Genomic DNA, 26,178 nt, shown 5'->3' with positions numbered 1-26,178 from the left:
CGGTTAAGCTACCCGGGGTAATGAGCCATTATCCCCTAGCTTATTTCTTCTTACCAGCTTTACCTTCTTTACGCAGAATGCGTTCGCCTTCGTATTTGATACCTTTACCTTTATAAGGTTCTGGTTCACGTACGGAACGGATTTTCGCAGCATAAGCACCTACGCGCTCTTTGTCGATACCGTTAACTACAATACGAGTGTTCGTAGGAACATCAAATTCGATACCAGCTTCCGGTGTGATTTCTACCGGGTGAGAGTAACCAACGTTCAGAACGATTTTCTCGCCGGATTTGCTTGCGCGGTAACCGACACCAACCAGTTCCAGGGCTTTGGAGAAACCAGTAGTTACTCCGCTAACCATGTTGCTTACTACGCTGCGTGTAGTTCCGTGCAGGGAACGATGCAGTTTGTTGTCAGAAGGACGCTCAATCGTGATCACGTTGTCTTCAACAACTACTTTCATATCTTTGTGAAGTTCGCGGGACAGGGATCCTTTCGGACCTTTTACCGTCAGAGTAGTGTTGTTCAGAGTCACCTCTACACCACTAGGTACTTCAATTGGTTTACGACCAATACGGGACATTGCATTGCACCTCCTTATTTTATGACGTTAATTACCAAACGTAACAAACGACTTCGCCGCCGCTTTTCGCTTGACGAGCTTCTTTATCAGTTACTACTCCGTTGGAAGTAGAGATGATCGCGATTCCGAGTCCACCAAGAACACGAGGAACCTCATTGCTCTTTGTGTAAACACGAAGTCCTGGTTTACTAATACGTTTCAGACCAGTAATTACGCGTTCGTTATTTTGACCGTATTTCAGGAAAATACGGATAATTCCTTGTTTGTTGTCCTCAATGACTTCAGCATCACGAATGAAACCTTCACGTTTCAGGATATCAGCGATTTGCTTTTTCATTTTGGAAGCTGGAACTTCAACCGTTTCGTGACGCACAGTGTTGGCGTTACGAATACGTGTAAGCATATCAGCAATTGGATCTGACATAGACATGTGTGTGAACCTCCTTCCTGTTAATCAATGGTTTACCAGCTTGCTTTTTTCACGCCAGGAATCTGGCCTTTGTACGCCAATTCACGGAAGCAAATACGGCAGATTTTGAACTTTTGCAATACGGAATGTGGACGACCACAACGTTCGCAACGAGTATATGCACGCACTTTGAACTTCGGAGTACGTTGTTGTTTTACTTTCATTGAAGTTTTAGCCACTTCGCCTGACACCTCCTAAATATTTTCGGAGAAAAAGGGGCTTATATTAGAACCCCGTACATTTCACATCTTATTTTACGAAAGGCATTCCCAGTTGAGTCAGCAGTTCGCGAGACTCTTCGTCTGTTTTTGCAGTTGTTACGATAACGATATCCATACCACGTACTTTATCAACTTTATCGTACTCGATCTCAGGGAAGATCAGCTGCTCTTTCAGACCCAGTGTGTAGTTACCACGACCGTCAAATGCTTTGGAAGAAACACCACGGAAGTCACGTACGCGAGGCAGTGTGATGTTAACCAGTTTGTCCAGGAAGTAGTACATACGATCGCCACGCAGTGTTACTTTAACACCGATTGGCATGCCTTCACGCAGTTTAAATCCAGCGATGGATTTTTTAGCGCGAGTGATTACTGGCTTTTGACCAGCGATCAGTTGCAGTTCGCTAACAGCAGAATCCAATACTTTGGAGTTCGATACTGCTTCACCCACACCCATGTTGATGACAATTTTTTCAACTTTAGGCACTTGCATTACTGTAGTGTAGTTGAATTTAGTAGTCAGGGCTGGAACGATATCATTCAGGTACAAATCTTTCATTCTTGAAGCCATTCTGGAAAGTCCTCCTTTCTGTAAGGAAAATTATTAGTCGATAGTATCGCCGGAGCGTTTAGCTACACGAACTTTTTTGCCGTTGTCCAATGTTTTGTAACCAACGCGGGTTACTTTCTTTCCGTCCTTAGGATCAACGTGCATTACGTTAGACACGTGAATAGGTGCTTCTTGCTCAATGCGTCCACCTTGTGGGTTCAGCTGAGACGGTTTTTGGTGTTTGGTAATCATGTTCACACCTTCAACCAGCACGCGGTTTTCACGAGGGTAAGCAGCGATGATGCGACCTTTTTTACCTTTGTCTTTACCGCTGATTACGATAACTGTGTCATCCTTTTTAACGTGCAGCTTGTTGTTGTGGGATTCCAAAACTTTTTTCACTTTAGCCATTTCTGTACACCTCCTATAACTCACTCAGGCACAGAGCCTTATATCGGTATCGTTTAGATGACTTCCGGAGCCAGGGAAACGATTTTCATGTAATCGCGATCACGCAGTTCACGAGCAACTGGTCCAAAGATACGAGTACCACGAGGGCCTTTGTCATCTTTGATTACCACTGCTGCATTCTCATCAAATGCGATGTAAGAACCGTCTTTACGACGTACAGAGCTCTTCGTACGAACAACTACTGCTTTCACTACATCACCTTTTTTGACAACGCCGCCTGGTGTTGCTTGTTTTACAGAACAAACGATAGTATCACCGATTGCAGCTGTACGACGTCCAGTACCACCAAGTACGCGGATACACATCAGTTCTTTTGCGCCAGAGTTATCGGCTACAGCCAAACGTGTAAATGGTTGAATCATTGTTAGTTCCTCCTTCCGGGCAGCTTATCGTAATCATCAAATGATGATTGCTTCTTCTACTACTTCCACGAGTCTCCAGTTTTTGTCTTTCGACAGTGGACGAGTTTCCATGATTTTTACAACGTCACCGATTTTCGCAGTGTTGTTTTCATCATGAGCTTTGAATTTTTTAGTGTACTTGATACGTTTGTGGTACAGATCGTGTTTTTTGTAAGTTTCTACAGCAACAACGATAGTTTTGTCCATTTTATCACTGACAACTTTACCTACCTGTACTTTACGGGCATTACGTTCGCTCATAGTGTGCCTCCTCCCTTGCTGACGGGCATCAACAGTCCGTCAAATATTGGATTATGAAGTAATTCCGAGTTCTCTTTCACGTACTACTGTTTTAGCACGAGCAATTTGCTTGCGAACGGCGCTAATACGAGTAGGGTTATCCAATTGACCGGTAGCAAGTTGAAAGCGCAGGTTAAAGAGTTCCTCTTTAAAACCAGCAATCTTTTGCTCGATTTCAGCAGTGGTAAGGTTGCGCAATTCATTAGCCTTCATTTGCTTCACCACCCAATTCTTCACGTTTCACAAACTTAGTTTTAACCGGCAGTTTATGAGAAGCCAGACGCATCGCTTCGCGAGCGATTTCTTCAGATACGCCAGCAAGTTCAAACATAATTTTTCCTGGTTTTACGATGGCAACCCATTTCTCAACGTTACCTTTACCACTACCCATACGAACCTCAAGAGGCTTTTGAGTGATTGGTTTGTCCGGGAAAATTTTGATCCATACTTTACCACCACGTTTGATATAACGAGTCATAGCAATACGGGCAGCTTCGATTTGACGGTTCGTGATCCAAGCAGGCTCGAGAGACTGCAGACCGAATTCGCCGAAGTTCAATTCAGTACCGCCTTTAGCGCGTCCTTTCATACCTGGACGATGCTGTTTACGGTGTTTTACACGTTTAGGTACCAACATGATTAGTTGCCTCCTTCCTGAGCAGCTTGTTTCTTAGCCGTAGGAAGAACCTCGCCACGATAGATCCATACTTTTACGCCGATACGGCCGTAAGTTGTATGAGCTTCTGCTGTACCATAGTCGATATCAGCACGAAGTGTATGCAGTGGAACAGTTCCTTCGCTATAACCTTCGGAACGGGCGATTTCAGCACCGCCAAGACGTCCGCTAACGGCTGTTTTAATACCTTTAGCGCCAGAGCGCATAGTTCTTTGAATCGATTGTTTCAGAGCACGACGGAAAGAAACGCGACGTTCCAGTTGTTGTGCAATGCTTTCTGCAACCAAGATTGCATCCAGCTCTTGATTTTTGATTTCGGAAATGTTGATGTGAACTTTTTTACCGCCCGCAATTTTCGTTACTTCGTTGCGAAGTACTTCAACTTCGGAACCACCGCGTCCGATAACCATACCAGGTTTTGCGGTGTGGATTGTTACGTTCACACGATTAGCCGCTCTCTCGATTTCGATACGGGAGACAGCGGACTCTTTCAGTTTTGTCTTCAGGTATTCACGAATTTTAACATCTTCCAAAAGAAGATCGCCAAAATCTTTACCAGCGTACCATTTAGATTCCCAGTCACGGATAATACCTACACGCAATCCGATGGGATTTACTTTTTGGCCCACACGTTTTCCCTCCTTTTATTTTTCAGTTACCACCAAAGAAATGTGGCTTGTACGTTTGTTGATCTTACTTGCACGACCCATCGCACGGGGACGGAAACGTTTCAAAGTAGGACCTTGGTTTACATAAGCTTCGGAAATGAACAGGTTGTTCACGTCCATAGACTCATTCTTCTCGGAGCTGATGAACTCAGCATTCGCGATTGCGGAGTTGAGCAGTTTCTCAACTACCGGAGACGCAGATTTTGGTGTATGACGCAGAATTGCGATCGCTTCACCAACTTGCTTACCGCGGATCAGATCAACAACCAGTTGAACTTTACGCGGAGCGATGCGTACAAACTTTGCATGTGCTTTCGCTTGCATTGCGTGACCTCCTCTCTTACTGTTACCACTCTATATTAACGTCTTGTTTTTCTGTCATCGTCAGTGTGACCTTTGTACGTACGAGTTGGTGCAAACTCACCGAGTTTGTGTCCAACCATATCTTCCGTTACGTATACAGGCACGTGCTTGCGGCCATCATAGACTGCAAATGTATGTCCGATGAATTGTGGGAAAATTGTAGAACGACGGGACCATGTTTTGATCACTGCCTTTTTGTTGTCGGCATCCAGAACGTCTACTTTTTTCAGCAGATATCCATCCACGAAAGGACCTTTTTTAAGACTGCGGCTCATATATTGAATCCTCCCTTCACTGTTCGTCAATCCGTTACATCAGTCACGCACAAAGATTATTACTTCGTGCGACGACGAATGATGTATTGATCGGAAGCTTTACCTTTTTTACGAGTTTTGTAACCCAGAGTTGGTTTACCCCAAGGCGACATTGGAGATTTACGACCGATAGGAGCTTTACCTTCACCACCACCGTGTGGGTGATCATTCGGGTTCATAACTACGCCTCGAACTTGTGGACGTTTGCCCAACCAGCGGTTACGACCAGCTTTACCGATTTTGATCAATTCGTGATCTTCATTACCTACAGAACCGATTGTAGCGCGGCATACTTTCAGTACACGGCGTACTTCACCGGAAGACAGGCGAATGGACACGTATTTTTCTTCTTTACCAAGCAATTGGGCTTCCGTACCAGCTGCACGTACCAGCTGACCACCTTTACCTGGTTTCAATTCGATGTTGTGGATAACTGTACCAACCGGAATGTTTTCCAGTGGAAGGGAGTTACCGATTTTGATATCAGCGTCCGCGCCGGAGAATACTTGATCTCCAACTTTAAGTCCTTTTGGAGCGATGATATAGCGTTTTTCACCATCTGCATAATGCAGCAGCGCGATGTTGGAAGTACGGTTTGGATCGTACTCGATTGTAGCAACGCGACCTGGTATTCCATCTTTGTTACGTTTGAAGTCGATGATACGGTATTTACGTTTGTGTCCGCCGCCGTGGTGACGAACTGTAATTTTACCTTGGTTGTTGCGACCAGCTTTTTTGAAAAGCGGAGCCAGCAACGTTTTCTCCGGTTGATTCGTTGTAATCTCTTCGAATGTAGAAACACTCATATTACGACGAGCCGGGGATGTCGGTTTGTACTTTTTAATAGGCACAGGTTATTCCTCCTTACTCTACAGATTCAAAAAACTCAAGCGGTTTGCTATCTGGAGCCAGTGTTACGATAGCTTTTTTCCATTCGGAAGTATAGCCGTTGTAACGTCCATAGCGTTTTGGTTTAGCAGGCATGCGAAGAGTGTTAACTTTCGACACTTTCACTTTGAAGATTTCTTCAATTGCTTTTTTGATCTCGGTTTTGTTAGAACGAATGTCAACTTCGAAAGCATATTTCAATTCGCTCATGTAGTCGGCAGTACGCTCAGTAATTACCGGACGCTTAATGATATCACGAGGATCCTTCATTACGCGAACACCTCCTGTACCTTCTGAACTGCATCCTTAGTCAGAATCAGTTTGTCGTGCAACAGCACATCGAGAACATTCACACCATCAGCTGCAACAAATTTAACACCTGGGATGTTACGAGCAGACAGAGCAACGTTATTGTCGTATTCCGGAGCAACGATCAGTGCTTTACGGTCTACGTTCAATTTATTGAGAATCGCTACGAAGTCTTTTGTTTTTGGACTGTTCAGAGTCAGAGCATCCAGAACAATAATTTCGTTAGCAATTACTTTGGAAGACAGAGCCGATTTGATCGCCAGACGACGAACTTTTTTAGGCAGTTTGAAAGCATAGCTACGCGGAGTCGGTCCGAATACTACGCCGCCGCCTTTCCATTGTGGAGAACGGATAGAACCCTGACGGGCACGTCCAGTTCCTTTTTGTTTCCAAGGTTTGCGTCCACCACCGCGAACTTCAGAACGTCCTTTAACTTTGTGAGTACCCAGACGAAGGGAAGCGCGTTGCATAACAACTGCATCGTGGAGCACACTAGCATTAGGTTCGATACCGAAAACGGAATCGCTCAATTCGATTTCGCCAACTTGGCTACCATCGATACTATAAAGTGCTACTTTTGGCATTTCATGTTCCTCCTTTCTTTTTTACTTATTTTTTCACCGTTTCTTTTACTTTAACGAAACTGTTTTTAGGGCCCGGGATGGAACCTTTAACAAGGATAACGTTACGCTCAGCATCCACGCGGATAACTTCGAGACGTTGGATCGTTACTGTATCATGACCCATATGTCCTGGCAGACGTTTACCTTTTGGTACACGGTTAGCCTGGATGGAACCCATGGAACCTGGTCTACGATGGTAACGGGAACCGTGGGACATTGGTCCGCGGCTTTGGCCCCAACGTTTGATAACGCCGGCAAAACCTTTACCTTTAGAAATACCCGTTACATCAACGAATTCACCTTCAGCAAACAGATCTGCTTTCAGTTCCTGGCCAACCTCGACACTAGCGAGGTCAACACCGCGAATTTCGCGAACGTAGCGCTTAGGCACAGTGTTTGCTTTAGTAGCATGTCCTGCTTCCGGTTTGTTTGCACGACTAGCTTTCTTGTCTGCAAAACCGATTTGTACCGCTTCGTATCCGTCATTTTCCAGGTCTTTCTTTTGCAGCACCACACATGGGCCTGCTTCGATAACCGTTACAGGAATTACGTTACCTTCTGCGGTAAAGACTTGAGTCATACCCAGTTTTCTTCCTAAGATACCTTTCATGTTGACACCTCTTTCTACTTTCCGTAGTACCACAATCTATGTGGATTACAATTTAATTTCGATATCTACGCCAGACGGTAAGTCCAAACGCATCAGAGCATCCACAGTTTGTGGAGTTGGGTTTACAATGTCGATCAAACGTTTATGTGTACGTTGTTCGAATTGTTCACGAGAATCTTTGTATTTATGCACTGCACGGAGAATAGTGATGATTTGTTTCTCAGTCGGCAGTGGGATCGGTCCTGATACTCCTGCGCCGGAACGTTTAGCCGTTTCAACGATTTTCTCTGCGGATTGATCAAGAATTCTGTGATCGTAAGCTTTCAAGCGAATACGAATTTTTTGCTTTGCCATTTTTAGTCCCTCCTTCTATCGCCCAATTTATTATCGGACATACTCCGTGAAAATTTTCCGACCGCACCGCTCATGGCAAAGGAGCCGGGTGTGTCAGTAACCTCTCACATCATCGCAACGTCTCAGCACAACATTAGTTATTATATATGATGAGCATGCATTGACGCAAGTCTTTTTTGAAACTTTCCATAAAAAAATAAGGCCCGCTTCACAATGAAGGAAGCAGACCTTATCGGACTTTCGATTAGGATACATTGTTGCTTCGTTACAATACACTGTTGCTTATCGAAAATCTTCCTTAGTCTAATGAAGACCAATCAGGAACGATTTATTATTTGGAGATGGATGCAACCGCACCAGCGCCTACAGTACGACCGCCTTCGCGGATCGCAAAGCGTGTGCCTTCTTCGATCGCGATTGGGTTGATCAGGGATACCGTAACAGTGATGTTATCACCTGGCATAACCATTTCAGTACCTTCTGGCAAAGAGATAACGCCAGTTACGTCAGTTGTACGGAAGTAGAACTGTGGACGGTAACCAGTGAAGAAAGGCTTGTGACGGCCACCCTCTTCTTTTGTCAGAACGTATACTTGAGCGGAGAACTCAGTATGTGGGTTAACGGAACCCGGTTTGGACAGTACTTGTCCACGCTCGATTTGTGTGCGATCAACACCACGCAGCAGTGCGCCGATGTTGTCACCCGCTTGAGCGGAATCCAGCAATTTACGGAACATTTCTACGCCCGTAACAACGGATTTTTTAGTTTCTTCGTGGATACCAACGATTTCGATTTCATCGCCGACTTTAACCACACCACGCTCTACACGGCCTGTAGCAACTGTACCACGACCAGTGATGGAGAATACGTCCTCGACAGGCATCAGGAAAGGCTTGTCAGTTTCGCGTTCTGGAGTTGGGATGTAAGTGTCGATTTCTTCGAACATTTGAACGATTTTTTGAGCCCACTCACCATCAGGGTTTTGCAGTGCTTCACGAGCAGAACCACGAGTGATTGGAGTGTCGTCGCCTGGGAATTCATATTCGCTCAGCAGATCGCGAACTTCCATTTCAACCAGTTCCAACAGCTCTTCGTCTTCAACCATATCACATTTGTTCAGGAATACGACGATGTAAGGAACACCTACTTGACGGGACAGCAGGATGTGCTCACGAGTTTGTGGCATTGGACCGTCAGCTGCGGATACAACCAGGATCGCTCCATCCATTTGTGCCGCGCCAGTGATCATGTTTTTAACATAGTCGGCGTGACCTGGGCAGTCTACGTGTGCGTAGTGACGGTTAGGAGTTTCGTACTCTACGTGTGCAGTAGAGATTGTGATACCGCGCTCGCGCTCTTCTGGTGCTTTATCGATTTGGTCGAATGCTACAGCAGCACCGCCATAAGTTTTGGACAGTACAGTAGTGATTGCAGCTGTCAGAGTTGTTTTACCATGATCGACGTGACCGATAGTACCGATGTTAACGTGCGGTTTATTACGTTCAAATTTAGCTTTAGCCATTTTAAACATTTCCTCCTTAAAGGTAGTGTTGTGTATTGATATTAAGTACGGAATGTATGAAAGCGGTCAACCCGCTTTCTCTACATCCCATAGGTAAAAACAAGGTGGGACGTATTAGCCGTTAGCTTTTGCACTAACTGCTTCAGCGATGCTCTTAGGTACTTCTTCGTAGTGAGAAAGTTCCATGGAGAACACACCGCGTCCTTGTGTACCGGAACGAAGTGTTGTGGAATAACCAAACATTTCGGACAGAGGTACTTTTGCACGGATAATTTGAGTACCGCTGCGGGAATCCATACCTTCGATACGGCCGCGACGGGAGTTCAGCATACCCATTACGTCACCCATGTACTCTTCTGGTACTGTAACTTCAACTTTCATGATTGGCTCCAGCAGGACAGGTTTACACTTGTCTTTTGCGGATTTCAATGCCATCGAACCGGCAATTTTAAATGCCATCTCGTTGGAATCGACATCATGATAAGATCCGTCTACAACTGTAGCTTTTACGTCTACAACCGGGAAGCCTGCAAGAACACCGTTCTTCATTTGCTCCTCGATACCTGCGAGTGCAGGACCAACATATTCTCTTGGTACGGAACCACCGACGATTTTGCTTTCGAATTGGTTACCAGTACCTGCTTCGAGAGGTTCGAATTCAACCCAAACGTGACCGTATTGACCACGACCACCGGATTGACGTACGAATTTACCTTCGACGCGAGCTGGTTGACGGAAAGTTTCACGATAAGCAACCTGAGGTTGACCTACGTTCGTTTCAACCTTGAATTCACGACGCATACGGTCGATGATAATATCAAGGTGAAGCTCACCCATACCTGCCAGGATGGTTTGTCCTGTTTCTTCATTAGTAGAAGCGCGCAGAGTAGGATCTTCTTCTGTCAGTTTGCCCAGAGCAGTTGCCATTTTATCTTGGTCTGCTTTGGTTTTAGGTTCTACAGCGATTTCGATAACCGGATCAGGGAAGTTCATAGACTCCAGAATGATTGGGTTTTTCTCATCACACAGTGTATCACCTGTTCCTGTATCTTTCAAACCTACAGCGGCAGCGATGTCACCAGCGTAAACTACGCTGATTTCTTCACGGCTGTTGGCGTGCATCTGCAGGATACGACCGATACGTTCGCGTTTGCCTTTAGTAGCATTCACAACGTAAGAACCGGATTGCAGTACACCAGAGTATACGCGGAAGAATGTCAGTTTACCAACATAAGGGTCGGTCATGATTTTGAACGCCAGTGCAGAGAAAGGATCTTCATCCGAAGAATGACGAACTTCTTCTGTGCCGTCTTCGAGTTCACCTTTGATCGCCGGTACATCCAGTGGAGACGGCAGGTAGTCGATGACAGCATCCAGCATAGGCTGAACACCTTTGTTACGGTAAGAGGAACCACAGATTACAGGGAAGATCTTAACATCACAAACACCTTTACGCAAAGCAGCTTTGATCTCATCGATCGTCAGTTCTTCGCCTTCCAGGTATTTCATCATCAGGTCTTCGTCCAGTTCTGCAACTTTCTCTACCAGTTCCATGCGAAGCTCTTCAACAGTATCTTTCAGATCGGCTGGGATCTCGATATCTACCGGATCTTTACCCAGATCATCTTTGTACTGGATAGCTTTCATTTCAACGATATCAATGATACCAACGAAGTCGTTTTCAGCGCCGATAGGCAGCTGAATTGCAACAGCGTTTGCTTGCAGACGATCACGCATGTCTTTAACAACATTCAGGTAGTCTGCACCAATGATATCCATTTTATTGACATAAGCGATACGAGGTACACCATAACGGTCTGCTTGTCTCCAAACAGTCTCGGATTGTGGCTCAACGCCCTCTTTCGCACTAAATACGCCTACGGCCCCGTCCAATACACGCAGGGAACGTTCAACTTCAACTGTGAAGTCAACGTGACCTGGAGTATCAATGATATTAACGCGGTGGCCCTTCCACTGTGCAGTTGTCGCAGCGGACGTGATAGTGATACCACGCTCCTGCTCCTGCTCCATCCAGTCCATAGTCGCAGCACCTTCGTGAACTTCACCGATTTTGTGCGTACGGCCTGTGTAGAACAGGATACGTTCCGTAGTGGTTGTTTTACCGGCATCAATGTGTGCCATGATACCAATGTTACGTGTATTTTTCAAGGAGAACTCTCTTGCCATGAATAGGTACTCCCTTCAAAAATATGAATTTTTGAAAACAGGCTTAAATCCTACCAGCGGTAGTGAGCAAACGCTTTGTTCGCTTCAGCCATTTTGTGTGTGTCTTCGCGTTTCTTAACGGATGCGCCAGTGTTGTTGGATGCGTCGATGATTTCAGCAGCCAGACGCTCTTCCATTGTTTTCTCGCCGCGGTTGCGGGAGTAGTTTACGAGCCAGCGCAGACCCAGGGAAGTACGTCTCTCCGGTTTAACTTCGATAGGTACTTGATAGTTAGCACCACCGACACGGCGAGCTTTAACTTCGAGAACCGGCATGATGTTCTTGATTGCCGCCTCGAATACTTCCATAGGATCATTTCCTGTGCGTTCTTGAATCAGGTTGAACGCATTATAAAGAATGCTTTGAGCAACTCCACGTTTTCCGTCGATCATGACGCGGTTGATCAGGCGTGTAACAAGCTTGCTGTTATAAACCGGATCAGGCAGCACGTCTCTTTTGGTAACTGGACCTTTTCTTGGCATGGTTATCCCCCTTTCTCAATTATGCAGCGCAGTGATCTGCGCTAGCGGATTACTTTTTCTCTTTCGGACGTTTTGTACCATATTTCGAGCGAGCTTGCATGCGGTTGTTAACACCAGCAGTATCCAGTGCGCCACGAACGATATGATAACGAACCCCTGGTAAGTCTTTTACCCGGCCACCGCGTACAAGTACGACGCTGTGCTCTTGCAGGTTGTGACCGATACCTGGAATGTAAGCAGTAACCTCGATACGGTTAGTCAAACGTACACGAGCATACTTACGAAGCGCGGAGTTTGGTTTTTTCGGAGTCATCGTACCTACACGAGTGCAAACACCACGTTTTTGTGGAGCACTCAGGTTTGTCTCTTGACGTTTCAGAGCGTTAAACCCTTTTTGCAGTGCAGGAGATTTCGATTTCTCGATTTTCGCTTGGCGTCCTTTACGGACCAATTGATTAATAGTTGGCATTGTATTGCCACCTCCTTCCAATATGTTTGGAACTTTTGTAAACCGTCTGTTAAGCCCACAGACCCAGGCGGTTCATAAAAGAACAAATGAAAAGTTTTTGCCTGCCACTCGACCTGCAAAAACATTCCTGACTTGCTTTTATTTAAGAATGACAGCCATCGCACTGCCCACTTCGATGCCGCACGCATTGCCTAATTCCTTCATCGTCTCCACATAGGTGACTTTGACGGAATGCTTGTTACAAAGCTGTACGATTCGGGTGATCAGATGCTGTTCTGCATCCTGCGCAACATAGACTTCTTCAGCCTGTCCAAGTTCGACCATTCGCATTGTCTGCTTTGTGCCAATCTTGATCCGGGCATCCTGTAATCCTTTATCATTAGTCATCTTACGATTCCCTCCAAAAGAACAGGGATCAACGTTCTACTCACGCACCTTTGATATAGTAGCATTATCATAGGCAAGGTGTCAACACATAAATCAATTGTGGCGAAAAGATTATTTTGTCTCCATCACTTTCGTGACATCAACCACAAAACGGAAGCCCGACCAGAAAAAGGATTGCTCCTTTTTTTGGTCAGACTCTATTTTGCGTTGGTGATTGTATACAACCAACTCACCGGTGGCATGCTGTCATAGGAAGATCAGCATGCTTTATATCTACTACTCAACCGTTACAGTTTCCAGATTCTCTTCGTTTCCTTCAATCTGTTCCGGCTCTTCAAATTGAACACTGCGGTAACGGTTCATACCTGTACCAGCAGGAATCAGTTTACCGATAATTACGTTCTCTTTCAGACCGAGCAGTTTGTCGACTTTACCTTTGATTGCAGCATCTGTCAGGACACGAGTTGTTTCCTGGAAGGATGCAGCAGACAAGAAGGAGTCTGTTTCCAGAGATGCTTTTGTAATACCAAGCAGTACCGGTTTGGCAACGGCTGGTTCACGATCTGCTACGATTGCTACTTTATTGGCATCTTCGTATTCGTAGATGTCGACAAAAGAACCTGGCAGCAGCGTCGTTTCACCGTTATCAACGATACGGATCTTACGCAGCATCTGTCTGATCATAACTTCAACGTGTTTATCGTTGATTTCTACACCTTGGTTACGATATACGCGTTGTACTTCTTGCAAGATATAGTTTTGAACGCCACGGATACCTTTGATACGCAGCATTTCTTTCGGGTCAATCGAACCATCAGTCAGCTCGTCCCCTGCTTCGATCTCCATGCCTTCTCTTACTCTCAGGCGGGAACCGTAGGTAACGGAGTAAACTTTGGTTTCTGCTTCGCCTTCAACCTCGATTTCGCGACGGTCTTTTGCTTCGCGGATTTCTTTGACAACGCCGTCGATCTCACTGATTGTCGCCTGACCTTTAGGGTTACGGGCTTCAAACAGCTCCTGGATACGAGGCAAACCTTGCGTGATATCGTCTCCGGCAACACCGCCGGTGTGGAACGTACGCATAGTAAGCTGTGTTCCTGGCTCACCGATGGATTGGGCAGCGATAATACCAACCGCTTCACCGATTTCCACGTGTTTACCAGTTGCCAGGTTACGGCCATAACATTTTTTACATACGCCATGACGAGTACGGCAACTCAGTACGGAACGAATCTGTACTTTGTTAATACCAGCTGCAACGATTGCTTCGGCTTTGTCGGAGTCAATCAGTTCATTGCGACCAACGATGATTTCGCCTGTTTCTGGATGACGAACAGTTTCGAAGCAATAACGTCCTTCCAGACGATCGTACAGATCTTCGATTACTTCTTTGCCATCTTGGATACGACCAACGATAAAGCCTTTGTCCGTTCCGCAATCATCTTCGCGAACAATTACGTCTTGGGCAACGTCAACGAGACGACGAGTCAGATAACCAGAGTCAGCTGTACGAAGTGCTGTATCCGCCAGACCTTTACGCGCACCGTGAGTGGACAGGAAGTACTCGAGTACCGTCAGACCTTCACGGAAGTTCGATTTGATTGGGAGTTCGATGATCCGACCGGATGGGTTGGCCATCAGACCACGCATACCGCCCAGCTGGGTGATCTGCGATTTGTTACCCCGGGCTTTGGAATCAACCATGAGCATGATGGAGTTATAACGATCCATCGATTTCATGAGGATATCGGTCAGCTCGTCTTTGGTACGGGACCAAATTTCGATAACGCGGTCGTAACGCTCTTCATTTGTAATCAGACCACGACGGTACTGATTGGTAATAACGGCAACCTTTTTGTCGGATTCAGCCAGCAATGCGGTTTTTTCCGGTGGAACGACAACGTCTGCCACACCAACGGTAATACCAGCACGAGTGGAATATGTGAAACCAAGTTGCTTGATTTTATCCAAAATGACCGAAGTCAGTGTTGTATGATAGATCTCAAAGCAACGTGCAATGATTGTACCGAGGTACTCTTTGCCGACAGCGCCGGTTTGCGGAACAGCCTTCATGAATTCCAGTACGTTTGTACCTTTTTCATAAATAAAGTAATGATCCGGGATACCTTGATACAGGTTGGCACGAGTTGGTTCGTTGATATACGGGAACGATTCAGGGAAGATCTCGTTGAAGATGATCCGTCCAACCGTTGTAATCAACATACCGGTTTGTTGTTTGTCTGTGAAACTGGTTTTACCCAGTGCACTTGCTGGAATTGCAACACGAGCATGCAAGGAAGCTGTGCCACGTTGGTACGCAGATACGGCTTCGTTTACAGTACGCAGAATCATACCAGCGCCTTTGGCTTCCATGTTATCCATAGTCAGATAGTAGGAGCCGAGGACCATATCCTGGGATGGTGTAACAACTGGTTTACCATCTTTCGGGTTCAAGATGTTACCAGATGCCAGCATCAGCAGGCGTGCTTCCGCTTGTGCTTCAGCAGACAATGGAACGTGAACCGCCATTTGGTCACCGTCAAAGTCGGCATTGTATGCCGTACATACGAGCGGATGCAGACGGATCGCGCGACCTTCAACCAGAATCGGTTCAAACGCTTGGATACCGAGTCTATGCAGCGTCGGTGCACGGTTCAACAGAACTGGATGTTCTTTGATTACTTCTTCCAGAACGTCCCACACTTCAGGGCTTACGCGCTCAACTTTGCGTTTCGCACTCTTGATGTTGTGTGCCAGACCTTTGTTGACCAGCTCTTTCATAACGAAAGGCTTGAACAGTTCCAGTGCCATTTCTTTTGGAAGACCACACTGGTACATTTTCAGGTAAGGACCTACGACGATAACCGAACGACCGGAATAGTCGACACGTTTACCGAGCAAGTTTTGACGGAAACGACCCTGTTTACCTTTCAGCATGTGGCTGAGAGATTTCAGTGGGCGGTTACCTGGACCGGTTACCGGACGTCCACGACGACCGTTATCGATCAAAGCATCTACCGCTTCTTGCAACATACGTTTCTCGTTCTGTACGATAATGTCAGGAGCGCCCAGATCCAGCAGGCGTTTCAGACGGTTGTTACGGTTGATAACACGACGATACAGATCGTTCAGGTCGGATGTTGCAAAACGTCCGCCATCCAGCTGTACCATTGGACGAATTTCCGGTGGAATTACCGGCAGTACGTCCATGATCATCCAGTCTGGAGAGTTGCCGGAATTACGGAATGCTTCGACAACTTCAAGGCGTTTGATCGCACGGTTGCGACGTTGACCTTGAGCGGTACGCAGCTCTTCACGCAGGAATTCCAGTTCTTTATCCAAATCGAGATCTTGAAGCAGTTTTTTGATCGCTTCCGCACCCATGCCTGCATGGAATCCGTAACCATATTTTTCACGATAGCTGCGGTATTCTTTTTCGGACAGCAGTTGTTTCTTCTCCAGTGGTGTCTCGCCTGGATCAGTAACGACATAAGATGCAAAATAGATTACTTCTTCGAGGGAACGTGGGGACATGTCCAGTGCCAGACCCATGCGGCTCGGGATACCTTTAAAGTACCAGATATGCGATACAGGTGCTGCCAGTTCGATGTGACCCATGCGCTCGCGACGTACTTTGGCGCGTGTTACTTCAACGCCACAACGGTCACAAACGACGCCTTTGTAACGTACGCGTTTGTATTTACCGCAATGGCACTCCCAGTCTTTGGTTGGTCCGAAAATGCGTTCGCAGAACAGACCGTCCTTTTCCGGTTTGAGCGTACGGTAGTTGATTGTCTCCGGTTTTTTAACTTCTCCGCGGGACCAAGAACGAATTTTGTCTGGGGAAGCAAGCCCAATTTTCATAAATTCGAAATTGTTAACGTCTATCAAAAGACACCCCTCCTAAGGCCAAATCCTATTTATTGTAAAGCTCTTTATTCCGCACAAAACCCAATGCACCGTCCGACGAATGAGGCTGAACCGGAATAACTCCGGTTCGCCTGCATCTGCCATCGAACAATGTTGGGAATATGACAAGTGATATTAATCTACGCCGACTTCGGAGCCTTCCAGGTTCAGGCTCAGTTTATCATTGGTGTTTTCCTCTTCGTCATCCAGCTCTCTCATCTCAATTTCGTTTTCTTCCTCATTGAGAATCTTAACGTCCATACCTAAACTTTGCAGCTCCTTAATCAATACTTTGAATGATTCAGGAACGCCCGGTTCAGGAACGTTTTCGCCTTTGACGATCGATTCGTACGTTTTTACACGACCAACGACATCATCGGATTTGACTGTAAGGATTTCTTGCAGGGTGTATGCAGCGCCGTAAGCTTCCAGCGCCCAAACTTCCATCTCACCGAAACGCTGACCACCAAACTGAGCTTTACCACCCAGCGGCTGTTGCGTAACAAGCGAGTAAGGACCAGTGGAACGGGCGTGAATTTTATCATCGACCATGTGAGCGAGCTTGATCATGTGCATGACACCGACAGTGACTTCACGCTCAAACTCATCACCAGTTCTACCATCGTAAAGGACAGTTTTACCATTACGTTGCATACCAGCTTCTTCCATAGTGTCAAATACATCGTACTCGTTCGCGCCATCGAATACCGGTGTAGCGACGTGAATACCCAGCTTCATCGCTGCCATACCGATATGAACTTCCAGAATCTGACCGATATTCATACGGGAAGGTACGCCCAGCGGATTCAGTACAACCTGTACAGGTGTACCATCCGGCATAAATGGCATATCTTCTTCCGGCAGAATGCGGGCTACGACCCCTTTGTTACCGTGACGTCCGGCCATTTTATCGCCTTCAGAGATTTTACGTTTTTGCGCGATGTAGACACGTACCAGATGGTTCACACCCGGTGGCAATTCATCACCGTTTTCTCTGGTAAATACTTTCACGTCTACAACGATACCGTCCGTACCGTGAGGTACTCTCAAGCTCGTATCGCGAACTTCACGAGCTTTCTCACCGAAGATCGCATGCAGGAGACGTTCTTCCGCAGTCAGCTCAGTTACGCCTTTTGGAGTAACTTTACCAACGAGGATATCGCCAGCAGCAATCTCAGCACCGATGCGGATAATTCCGCGCTCGTCAAGATTTTTCAACGCGTCTTCACCGACGTTCGGGATGTCGCGTGTAATTTCTTCAGGTCCGAGTTTGGTATCGCGGGCTTCGGATTCGTATTCCTCGATGTGAATCGAAGTGTATACATCTTCTTTTACCAGCTTCTCGCTCAGCAGGATCGCATCCTCGTAGTTATAACCTTCCCAGGTCATAAATGCGACGACAACGTTACGACCGAGTGCGATCTCGCCCATCTCCGTGGAAGGACCGTCTGCCAGGATATCGCCTTTTTTGACAATATCGCCAGTTTTGACGATCGGACGTTGGTTAATGGACGTACCTTGGTTCGAACGCATAAATTTGTGTAATTTATACTTAACAAGGTCACCTTTGACTTCTTTGCCATCTACGTTCTCGATACGACGCAGCGTGATTTCGCTAGCTGTGGAACGCTCGATGATACCGTCAAATTTCGTAACGATACATACGCCGGAGTCTTTGGCAGCTTTGTGTTCCATACCCGTACCAACCAGAGGCGCCTTCGGAATAAGCAGTGGCACCGCTTGACGCTGCATGTTGGAACCCATGAGCGCACGGTTGGAGTCATCGTTTTCCAGGAACGGAATGAGTGCTGTTGCCACGGACACAACCTGTTTAGGGGATACGTCCATGTAGTCAACGCGTTCACTTGGCATAGGGAGAATGTTATCTGCCTGTTTGTTATAACGGACGATAACCATCTCGTCTGCAAAGGAGCCGTCTTCTGTCAGCTGCGCATTCGCCTGAGCGATCACATAGTTGTCCTCTTCATCAGCTGTCATATAGTCGATATGCTCGGTTACGCGATGCGTTTTCGGGTCAACACGACGATATGGAGCTTCGATAAAGCCGTATTCGTTAATACGGGCAAATGTGGACAGGGAGTTGATCAGACCAATGTTCGGCCCTTCCGGTGTCTCGATTGGACACATACGACCGTAGTGACTTGGATGGACGTCGCGGACTTCAAAGCCTGCGCGCTCACGCGTCAAACCACCGGGTCCGAGTGCGGACAGACGACGTTTGTGCGTCAGTTCGCCCAGCGGGTTCGTTTGGTCCATAAACTGGGACAGCTGAGAGCTACCAAAGAACTCTTTGATCGATGCAATGACCGGACGTATGTTGATCAGTGCCTGTGGTGTAATGACGTTAGCGTCCTGAATGGACATTCTCTCACGAACAACACGTTCCATACGGGACAAACCGATGCGGAACTGGTTCTGGAGCAATTCACCTACGGAGCGCAGACGACGGTTACCCAGATGGTCAATATCGTCGGTATCGCCGATACCTTGCAGCAAGTTCAAGAAGTAGCTGATCGATGCGATAATATCAGCTGGTGTGATGTTTTTGACAGATTTGTCGATGATGCCATTAGCGATTACCGATACTACCTTGCCATCCTCCAGCGGGGAGAAGACACTGATGTTTTGCATCGGGATATCGTTAGCATCCAGAACGCCGCCAGCTACGTGATACGTTTTGAAATTCAGGTCGCCTTCGAGATATGGCATGATTTCGTCCAACAGACGACGATCTACCACTTGTCCAGCTTCTGCAATAATTTCTCCAGTATTCGTATCAATCAGCGTCTCAGCCAGTTTTTGGTTGAAGAGACGGTTTTTGATATGCAGCTTTTTGTTGATTTTGTAACGACCAACATTCGCCAGATCATAGCGTTTTGGATCGAAGAAGCGTGCTACCAGCAAGCTTTTTGCGTTATCCAATGTTGGCGGCTCACCCGGACGAAGACGCTCATAAATCTCGATCAGCGCTTTCTCGGTAGAGTCAGTGTTGTCTTTATCTAAAGTGTTGCGGATGTATTCGTCATTACCAAGCAGGTCCAAAATTTCAGCGTCGCTGCCGAATCCAAGCGCGCGCAGCAATACTGTTACAGGGATCTTACGGGTGCGGTCAATACGGACGTAAACAATGTCCTTCGCATCCATTTCCAGTTCCAGCCATGCACCGCGGTTAGGAATAACGGTAGCTGTATATGATGTTTTACCATTTTTATCGACTTTAGTGCTGAAATAGACGCTGGGAGAGCGAACCAACTGGCTGACAATAACCCGTTCTGCACCGTTGATAATAAAGGTGCCGGTTTCCGTCATCAGCGGGAAATCACCCATGAATACTTCCTGCTCTTTGACTTCACCCGTTTCCTTGTTAATGAGACGGACTTTGACCCGCAGTGGAGCTGAATACGTAACGTCGCGTTCTTTCGCGTCGTCTACTGTATATTTAGGCTCACCCAGGCTGTAGTCGATGAACTCAAGCACCAGATTGCCAGTGAAATCTTGAATCGGCGAGATATCCTGGAACATTTCACGCAATCCTTCATCCAAAAACCACTGATAAGATTTTTGTTGGATTTCGATCAGGTTTGGTACTTCAAGAACTTCGTTAATTCGTGCATAACTTCGCCGAGTGCGTCGACCATATTGAACAAGATGTCCTGCCAACTTATACTCACCCCTTAATGTCTACTCACTTAAAAATTTCATTGCGAACTGCTGTTTGGATCACGTATAATAAGTTCATAACACAGAAGTTCACACCCAGAAATAGAGAAAAGCCCTTATCGAATGGTTCGAAAAAAGAGCACCATCAGCTATCAACGGATGTGATCCAGCGTCTACACTTGCAATTCCGGTTGAAATTCATCGGAAGAACGATTATTATACGTTTATGGACAATATGAAACACCCTTCATGGTACATAATTTTCGACATTTGCAGAAAACTAAAGCCAAAAAGGGCATCTTAATACTGACATTTCATAATAATATCATATTAAGCATATGCAGTCAACTATACTGCGTCACAATTATTGCCCATTTCATTTACAAATTGTTCAAGCCTGCTCACCCTTGCCCGGTGATCAGGTTTTTTATTTGGTCGCTTTGAAGATGCGATACCCTTTATCCTTCATTACTTCCTCCACGGTTTCAAACAGCTGTTCCAGCTTCGCCCAGGCAGATGGTGCACCCTGCTTTTTCTGGATTACGATCCACAGTGAACCACCTGGATTCAGATGCTCATGTGCCTGTTCAAAGATCGAATGCACGGTTTCTTTGCCGGCACGGATCGGTGGATTGGTGATGATCACGTCAAAGGACTGTCCGAATACAGCTTCCAAACGGTCGCTGACTTTCGCGTCTATGTTATGAATGTTGTTTAGTCTGGCATTTTCCTGTGCCAGCTGTACAGCACGTTCATTCACGTCCAGCATAGTAACATGCCCCTTGGGAGCAAGAATCGCTGCTGACAGACCTATTGGTCCATAGCCGCATCCTACATCCAATACGTTGGCATGATCCGGAATATCCAGCGCCTCGATCAATACACGGCTACCGTAATCGATTCCTGTTTTGGAAAAGACACCGGCATCGCTGACAAAGGTAAACTTGCGTTCGCGCAACTCCGTATCGAGCTTGCGACGTTCGTGTGCAGCTCCTGGCTGACTGGAATAATAATGATCTCCCATATCATTCCTTCACCCTTTCCCTGTTCCTTTTTTACAAAACAAACCCCTTGAACGAATTCAAGGGGTTTGTAAGAAACAAGAGAAACTCTCTTATTTCAATTCTACAGATGCGCCAGCTTCTTCCAGTTTTGCTTTGATGGATTCAGCTTCTTCTTTAGCAACGCCTTCTTTGATTGCTTTAGGAGCGTTGTCTACTACTTCTTTAGCTTCTTTCAGACCCAGACCAGTTACTTCGCGAACTGCTTTGATTACGTTGATTTTGGAAGCACCAGCGGAAGTCAGTACTACGTCAAACTCAGTTTGCTCAGCTTCTGCTACTGCGCCGCCAGCTGCTGCTGCTACTGGAGCTGCTGCAGTTACGCCGAATTCTTCTTCGATTGCTTTTACCAGATCGTTCAGTTCCAGTACAGTCATGCCTTTGATGGCTTCAAGGATTTGCTCTTGACTCATTTATAAACCCTCCATGTTGGTTTTATTTGGATTTGTTGTGGCTGTGATCAGCCTATTTTACGCCGCATGGGCGTGAGGCGGAAGAAACAGTCGCTTACGCGCTTTGCTCTTCTTTCTCGGATACTGCTTTGACTGCCAGTGCAAAGTTGCGCACTGGAGCTTGAAGCACGCTAAGCAGCATGGACAAGAGACCTTCGCGGGATGGCAGTGCTGCCAGCGCTTTGATTTCGTCCGCGCTTACTACGCGACCTTCTACAACGCCGCCTTTTAATTCAAGCGCATCGTTGGTTTTAGCAAAGTCGTTCAGAATTTTCGCTGCGATTACTGCATCGTCTTTACTGAAAGCAATAGCGGTAGGACCGCTCAGCACTTCGTTCAGTTCAGTCAATTCAGCAGATTCAGTTGCGCGACGAACCAGTGTATTTTTCAATACCTGGAATTCAACGCCAGCTTCACGCAGTTGTTTGCGCAATTCTGTAACTTGAGCTACGTTCAGACCACGATAATCAGCGACAACAGTCGATACGCTCTCGCGCAGCTTTGTTGCTACTGCTTCTACCGCTTCCTGTTTTGCCTGGATTACTTTTGCGTTTGCCAAGTGTGGACACCTCCTGATCGTATTCTTGCTTCTCCGTACACTCCTGAATGAGTCGCGAAAAAGTGTTCCTACGGGCATTAAAAAAGCCCCCGTAGAATCACGAAGGCTTGATAAGGCGGAATGTGCCGGTTGCCGCCTGAGCGACAACCGTTCATCCCGTTATTCTATCAGAACACCTCGGTAGGAAATTAAGCCGCAAGCGGCACCTACTGTCTACGGTTAAACGTATTCGAATGTAATAGCACAAACAAAGTTCGTACGTAATCACAACTTTTACAGATTATCAAATGCGTTGACAGATGTCAACACTTAATTATCTGTAAGTCGTAGCGTTTACGCGCGCGCTTGGTCCCATTGTGGAAGATACCGCAATGTTTTTCAGGTAGATACCTTTTGCCGCAGCTGGTTTAGCGCGGTTCAGAGCGTCAACAAGAGCTTTGAGGTTCTCGTTCAGTTGCTCTTCAGTGAAAGATACTTTACCAATTGGCGCGTGAATTTGTCCTGCTTTGTCCAGACGGTATTCGATTTTACCAGCTTTGATTTCTTGAACAGCTTTGGTAACGTCGAATGTAACTGTACCTGCTTTAGGGTTAGGCATCAGACCTTTACCACCCAGCAGACGACCCAGTTTACCAACTTCGCTCATCATATCTGGCGTAGCTACGCAGACATCAAAGTCGAACCATCCTTGTTGGATTTTGTTGATCATGTCCTGATCGCCTACGAAGTCAGCGCCAGCAGCTTCCGCTTCTTTTGCTTTTTCGCCTTTTGCGAATACGAGAACACGTTGAGTTTTACCAGTACCGTGTGGCAGTACAACTACACCACGAACAGCTTGGTCTTGTTTACGAGGGTCAACACCCAAGCGTACTGCTGCTTCGATAGTTTCGTCGAATTTTGCAGTAGCTGCCTTTTTAACCAAAGCAACTGCTTCAGCCGGCTCGTAAGTAGCTTCGCTGTCAATCAGCTTAACAGCTTCCAGATACTTTTTACCATGTTTAGCCATTTAATATTCCTCCTTTGTGGTATTAGCGGATATTCCTCCCACATATGTCAAATCATATGATTCGGCATAGACTGCCTCCCGAAGGAGTGCAGTAAAAACTAATACATATTAGTCTTCGATTGTGATACCCATGCTACGTGCTGTACCTTCAACCATCAGCATTGCTGCTTCGATTGAAGCTGCGTTCAGGTCAGGCATTTTTTGTTCAGCAATTTCACGAACTGCGGAACGTTTAACAACTGCAACTTTCTTCTTGTTCGGTTCGCCAGATCCTTTTTCGATCTTAGCAGCAACTTTCAGAAGAACTGCAGCCGGTGGAGTTTTGGTGATGAAAGTGAAAGAACGATCTTCAAACACTGTGATCTCAACCGGAATGATCAAACCTGCTTGATCTGCTGTACGAGCGTTGAATTCTTTACAGAATGCCATGATGTTGACACCTGCTTGACCCAATGCCGGACCTACTGGAGGAGCCGGGTTCGCTTTACCAGCTGGGATTTGCAGTTTTACCATTTTGATTACCTTTTTAGCCATGTAAAACACCTCCTTGCGAATAGTGGTAGACGGACATCGCTGCCCTCCCACGAAAAACGCCGCAATTGCGGGCTTGCGCCGCACAGACTGCGGTAAAACCGGAAGCACCGGTCAGAACCAAAACAGATTGCTCTGTTTCAATTCCCTGTGTCATCCTAGAAACCTGCTTATATCTTTTCCACTTGAGTATAATCCAGCTCAAGCGGGGTTTCCCGTCCGAACATGTTAACATGCACTCTGAGCTTGCTCTTGTCCACCAAAATTTCTTCCACGGAGCCAACAAAATTCGCAAACGGTCCAACTTTGATGCGCACGGATTCTTTGATGTCGAAGTCGATATTCTCCTTCGGCTCTTCCATACCCATATGTTTGAGAATTTGTTCCACTTCTTCTGGCAGCAGCGCAGTCGGCTTGGAGCCTGAACCTGTCGAACCGACAAAGCCGGTTACACCAGGCGTATTGCGTACTACATACCAAGAATCATCGGTCTGGATCATTTCAACAAGTACATAACCGGGGTAAACTTTACGCATAACGGTTTTTTTCTTACCGTCTTTGTTTACCAGCTCTTCTTCCATTGGAACAAGAACCCGGAAAATCTTGTCTTCCATGCCCATAGACTCAACGCGTTTTTCCAAATTGGCTTTGACCTTGTTTTCATACCCGGAATAGGTATGAACGACGTACCATCTTTTTTCCATATCAAGCCACCTGGAACCCTTCTTAAATTATCGCTTCGATCACAGCGGAAATGCCGATGTCCAAAACCCAAAAATAAATGCCAACAAACAAAATCGTACCGATAACAATCAGTGTATAGTTTATCAGCTCTTTACGATTAGGCCAGCGAACCTTTTTAAGTTCAGCCCAGCTTTCGGAGAAAAAGGAAAACAAAGACTTGAAGCTTCGTGCCACGACTACACCTCCAAAAGACGATCTGGTGAATCGAAGAAAATATCCAGACCTAGAGCCTGCCAACGTTCTTCATCCCCATGTGGTCAGGGTGGTTACGCATGCTCTCAGGAACGCCATTCTTTAAACGAATTAAAGATTGGCACACTTAAAAACAGGCGATTTTTGGCCTACCTAAAACACTTTAGCACAGCACCCTTACACTGTCAACGAATATTACTGTTTTGCTTTGCAAAAAAATAACATTTTTTGTTCTGTTCCGACAGCGACATTTCCGACGACCAGCGCCGTATTTTACAGGGATGTCCGGCAAAATAAAAAAGACTCCGTCACAGAGTCTTCACTTGGTTGCCTCGGGCTTTATTGCTCGTCCCGCACTTCAAGATACCGTTCCAGTTTGCGTTTGACACGCTGCAGTGCATTGTCGATGGATTTAACGTGGCGGCATAGATCAACCGCGATTTCCTGATAGGAACGTCCATCCAGATACAGCATTAGTACTTTGCGTTCCAGATCGCTCAGAATTTCGGACATCTTATCTTCAAGACCCGTAAATTCTTCCTTGTTGATCACCAGTTCTTCGGGATCGGACATCGGTGAGCCGCAGATCACATCGAGCAGTGTACGGTCGGAATCTTCATCATAGATCGGTTTGTCCAGAGAGACATAGGAGTTCAGCGGAATGTGCTTTTGCCGGGTTGCTGTTTTGATCGCCGTAATAATCTGGCGGGTGATGCACAGCTCGGCAAAGACTTTGAACGAAGATAGCTTATCATTTTTGAAGTCGCGGATTGATTTGTACAGGCCGATCATGCCTTCCTGTACAATATCCTCGCGGTCAGCACCAATCAGAAAATACGAACGGGCTTTGGCGCGGACAAAATTCTTGTACTTGGTAATCAAGTACTCCAGCGCTTCGGAATCGCCATGACGGACAGCTTCCACAAGATCTTCATCGCTCTGGTAATCATATGGTGATACCATGATATCTTTGAGGTCGACACTCACAAACAATCCCTCCGGTTGCAACGCAAGGTCTCCGTTACCCTATAAAATATAGCATCAGTATATATTATGTAACCTCACATCGTCAACCGATTTTGCCCCATTTGACGGGAGATTACACGCTTATTTACCGATTCTACCCCAAACCGGAACACAAGTTCGTAGATAAGCTA

The 26,178-nt window shown here is 46.3% G+C and carries 32 protein-coding genes and 1 other annotated feature; all 32 genes read right to left on the bottom strand.

What is annotated here, in order from left to right; all coding sequences use genetic code 11:
* Positions 1-40: 40 nt before the first annotated feature.
* The 32 genes from rplF to sigH all read right to left on the bottom strand — a co-directional run bounded on the left by rplF (position 41) and on the right by sigH (position 26,008).
* Positions 41-583 carry a 50S ribosomal protein L6 gene (gene rplF, locus ACE3MZ_RS03270; protein ID WP_411345108.1) on the bottom strand — a complete coding sequence of 181 codons (543 nt, stop codon included), beginning with the start codon at positions 581-583 and terminating at the stop codon, positions 41-43.
* Positions 584-614: 31 nt separating this feature from the next.
* On the bottom strand, positions 615-1,013 hold the full coding sequence (gene rpsH / locus ACE3MZ_RS03265) for a 30S ribosomal protein S8 (protein WP_367064402.1): 399 nt from the start codon (positions 1,011-1,013) through the stop codon (positions 615-617).
* 32 nt (positions 1,014-1,045) lie between these two features.
* Positions 1,046-1,231, bottom strand: a complete 186-nt coding sequence (locus tag ACE3MZ_RS03260; protein ID WP_013312154.1) for a type Z 30S ribosomal protein S14 — start codon at positions 1,229-1,231, stop codon at positions 1,046-1,048.
* A gap of 70 nt (positions 1,232-1,301) precedes the next feature.
* Positions 1,302-1,844 (bottom strand): 50S ribosomal protein L5, encoded by a 543-nt coding sequence (gene rplE / locus ACE3MZ_RS03255; RefSeq protein ID WP_411345107.1) that lies wholly within the window; start codon positions 1,842-1,844, stop codon positions 1,302-1,304.
* 33 nt (positions 1,845-1,877) lie between these two features.
* Complete coding sequence (rplX, locus tag ACE3MZ_RS03250) at positions 1,878-2,234, bottom strand: 50S ribosomal protein L24 (protein WP_229685996.1); 357 nt, start codon at positions 2,232-2,234, stop codon at positions 1,878-1,880.
* Between the two features lie 53 nt (positions 2,235-2,287).
* On the bottom strand, positions 2,288-2,656 hold the full coding sequence (gene rplN / locus ACE3MZ_RS03245; protein ID WP_017815372.1) for a 50S ribosomal protein L14: 369 nt from the start codon (positions 2,654-2,656) through the stop codon (positions 2,288-2,290).
* A 36-nt stretch (positions 2,657-2,692) separates the two neighbouring features.
* Complete coding sequence (rpsQ, locus tag ACE3MZ_RS03240) at positions 2,693-2,956, bottom strand: 30S ribosomal protein S17 (RefSeq protein ID WP_017815371.1); 264 nt, start codon at positions 2,954-2,956, stop codon at positions 2,693-2,695.
* Between the two features lie 51 nt (positions 2,957-3,007).
* On the bottom strand, positions 3,008-3,208 hold the full coding sequence (rpmC, locus tag ACE3MZ_RS03235) for a 50S ribosomal protein L29 (protein WP_017815370.1): 201 nt from the start codon (positions 3,206-3,208) through the stop codon (positions 3,008-3,010).
* Entirely contained in the window at positions 3,198-3,632 is a 435-nt protein-coding gene (gene rplP, locus ACE3MZ_RS03230; RefSeq protein WP_322907992.1) for a 50S ribosomal protein L16, read from the bottom strand. Before rplP ends, rpmC begins: the two co-directional genes overlap by 11 nt.
* Before the next feature lie 2 nt (positions 3,633-3,634).
* Complete coding sequence (gene rpsC / locus ACE3MZ_RS03225; RefSeq protein WP_411345106.1) at positions 3,635-4,300, bottom strand: 30S ribosomal protein S3; 666 nt, start codon at positions 4,298-4,300, stop codon at positions 3,635-3,637.
* A 15-nt stretch (positions 4,301-4,315) separates the two neighbouring features.
* A complete protein-coding gene (gene rplV / locus ACE3MZ_RS03220; RefSeq protein WP_367064398.1) occupies positions 4,316-4,663 on the bottom strand; it encodes a 50S ribosomal protein L22 in 348 nt (115 codons plus the stop codon).
* Between the two features lie 35 nt (positions 4,664-4,698).
* Positions 4,699-4,977 carry a 30S ribosomal protein S19 gene (gene rpsS / locus ACE3MZ_RS03215; protein ID WP_411345105.1) on the bottom strand — a complete coding sequence of 93 codons (279 nt, stop codon included), beginning with the start codon at positions 4,975-4,977 and terminating at the stop codon, positions 4,699-4,701.
* Between the two features lie 59 nt (positions 4,978-5,036).
* Entirely contained in the window at positions 5,037-5,867 is an 831-nt protein-coding gene (gene rplB, locus ACE3MZ_RS03210; RefSeq protein ID WP_367064396.1) for a 50S ribosomal protein L2, read from the bottom strand.
* A 13-nt stretch (positions 5,868-5,880) separates the two neighbouring features.
* Positions 5,881-6,174 carry a 50S ribosomal protein L23 gene (gene rplW / locus ACE3MZ_RS03205; RefSeq protein ID WP_411345104.1) on the bottom strand — a complete coding sequence of 98 codons (294 nt, stop codon included), beginning with the start codon at positions 6,172-6,174 and terminating at the stop codon, positions 5,881-5,883.
* A complete protein-coding gene (gene rplD, locus ACE3MZ_RS03200; protein ID WP_411345103.1) occupies positions 6,174-6,797 on the bottom strand; it encodes a 50S ribosomal protein L4 in 624 nt (207 codons plus the stop codon). The genes rplW and rplD overlap by 1 nt, the downstream gene beginning before the upstream one ends.
* A 25-nt stretch (positions 6,798-6,822) precedes the next feature.
* Complete coding sequence (rplC, locus tag ACE3MZ_RS03195) at positions 6,823-7,446, bottom strand: 50S ribosomal protein L3 (protein ID WP_411345102.1); 624 nt, start codon at positions 7,444-7,446, stop codon at positions 6,823-6,825.
* Positions 7,447-7,491: 45 nt separating this feature from the next.
* Positions 7,492-7,800, bottom strand: coding sequence for a 30S ribosomal protein S10 (gene rpsJ / locus ACE3MZ_RS03190; RefSeq protein ID WP_017692074.1), 309 nt, complete (start codon positions 7,798-7,800; stop codon positions 7,492-7,494).
* Positions 7,801-8,131: 331 nt separating this feature from the next.
* On the bottom strand, positions 8,132-9,322 hold the full coding sequence (gene tuf / locus ACE3MZ_RS03185) for an elongation factor Tu (protein WP_411345101.1): 1,191 nt from the start codon (positions 9,320-9,322) through the stop codon (positions 8,132-8,134).
* 114 nt (positions 9,323-9,436) lie between these two features.
* Positions 9,437-11,509, bottom strand: a complete 2,073-nt coding sequence (gene fusA / locus ACE3MZ_RS03180; protein WP_411345100.1) for an elongation factor G — start codon at positions 11,507-11,509, stop codon at positions 9,437-9,439.
* Positions 11,510-11,559: 50 nt separating this feature from the next.
* A complete protein-coding gene (rpsG, locus tag ACE3MZ_RS03175; RefSeq protein WP_367064391.1) occupies positions 11,560-12,030 on the bottom strand; it encodes a 30S ribosomal protein S7 in 471 nt (156 codons plus the stop codon).
* 49 nt (positions 12,031-12,079) lie between these two features.
* Complete coding sequence (rpsL, locus tag ACE3MZ_RS03170; protein ID WP_188777916.1) at positions 12,080-12,499, bottom strand: 30S ribosomal protein S12; 420 nt, start codon at positions 12,497-12,499, stop codon at positions 12,080-12,082.
* A 138-nt stretch (positions 12,500-12,637) separates the two neighbouring features.
* The gene (locus ACE3MZ_RS03165; RefSeq protein WP_411345099.1) at positions 12,638-12,886 is read right to left on the bottom strand and encodes a ribosomal L7Ae/L30e/S12e/Gadd45 family protein; all 249 of its coding nucleotides are present in this window, start codon (positions 12,884-12,886) and stop codon (positions 12,638-12,640) included.
* 276 nt (positions 12,887-13,162) lie between these two features.
* Complete coding sequence (rpoC, locus tag ACE3MZ_RS03160) at positions 13,163-16,777, bottom strand: DNA-directed RNA polymerase subunit beta' (protein ID WP_411345098.1); 3,615 nt, start codon at positions 16,775-16,777, stop codon at positions 13,163-13,165.
* Positions 16,778-16,930: 153 nt separating this feature from the next.
* Positions 16,931-20,476 carry a DNA-directed RNA polymerase subunit beta gene (rpoB, locus tag ACE3MZ_RS03155; RefSeq protein WP_411345097.1) on the bottom strand — a complete coding sequence of 1,182 codons (3,546 nt, stop codon included), beginning with the start codon at positions 20,474-20,476 and terminating at the stop codon, positions 16,931-16,933.
* Positions 20,477-20,903: 427 nt separating this feature from the next.
* Entirely contained in the window at positions 20,904-21,500 is a 597-nt protein-coding gene (locus tag ACE3MZ_RS03150; protein WP_411345096.1) for a class I SAM-dependent methyltransferase, read from the bottom strand.
* A gap of 90 nt (positions 21,501-21,590) precedes the next feature.
* On the bottom strand, positions 21,591-21,950 hold the full coding sequence (gene rplL / locus ACE3MZ_RS03145; protein WP_411345095.1) for a 50S ribosomal protein L7/L12: 360 nt from the start codon (positions 21,948-21,950) through the stop codon (positions 21,591-21,593).
* A gap of 94 nt (positions 21,951-22,044) precedes the next feature.
* Positions 22,045-22,548, bottom strand: a complete 504-nt coding sequence (gene rplJ / locus ACE3MZ_RS03140; RefSeq protein ID WP_411345094.1) for a 50S ribosomal protein L10 — start codon at positions 22,546-22,548, stop codon at positions 22,045-22,047.
* Between the two features lie 70 nt (positions 22,549-22,618).
* Positions 22,619-22,785 (bottom strand) — a sequence feature (ribosomal protein L10 leader region).
* Between the two features lie 76 nt (positions 22,786-22,861).
* Positions 22,862-23,554 (bottom strand): 50S ribosomal protein L1, encoded by a 693-nt coding sequence (gene rplA / locus ACE3MZ_RS03135; RefSeq protein WP_411345093.1) that lies wholly within the window; start codon positions 23,552-23,554, stop codon positions 22,862-22,864.
* Between the two features lie 108 nt (positions 23,555-23,662).
* On the bottom strand, positions 23,663-24,088 hold the full coding sequence (rplK, locus tag ACE3MZ_RS03130) for a 50S ribosomal protein L11 (RefSeq protein ID WP_026136396.1): 426 nt from the start codon (positions 24,086-24,088) through the stop codon (positions 23,663-23,665).
* A 167-nt stretch (positions 24,089-24,255) separates the two neighbouring features.
* Positions 24,256-24,789 carry a transcription termination/antitermination protein NusG gene (gene nusG, locus ACE3MZ_RS03125; protein ID WP_411345092.1) on the bottom strand — a complete coding sequence of 178 codons (534 nt, stop codon included), beginning with the start codon at positions 24,787-24,789 and terminating at the stop codon, positions 24,256-24,258.
* Positions 24,790-24,811: 22 nt separating this feature from the next.
* Positions 24,812-25,003: a preprotein translocase subunit SecE gene (gene secE, locus ACE3MZ_RS03120; protein WP_367064381.1), complete on the bottom strand. Its 192-nt coding sequence runs from the start codon at positions 25,001-25,003 to the stop codon at positions 24,812-24,814.
* Positions 25,004-25,360: 357 nt separating this feature from the next.
* Positions 25,361-26,008 carry an RNA polymerase sporulation sigma factor SigH gene (gene sigH, locus ACE3MZ_RS03115; protein ID WP_367064380.1) on the bottom strand — a complete coding sequence of 216 codons (648 nt, stop codon included), beginning with the start codon at positions 26,006-26,008 and terminating at the stop codon, positions 25,361-25,363.
* Positions 26,009-26,178 lie beyond the last annotated feature (170 nt).

Origin of the sequence: Paenibacillus sp. WLX1005 (genome assembly GCF_046603685.1) — a bacterium.
Lineage (GTDB): Bacteria > Bacillota > Bacilli > Paenibacillales > Paenibacillaceae > Saccharibacillus.
Note: the sequence above shows the minus strand (reverse complement) of the source record. Positions and strands in the feature narration are given on the sequence as shown.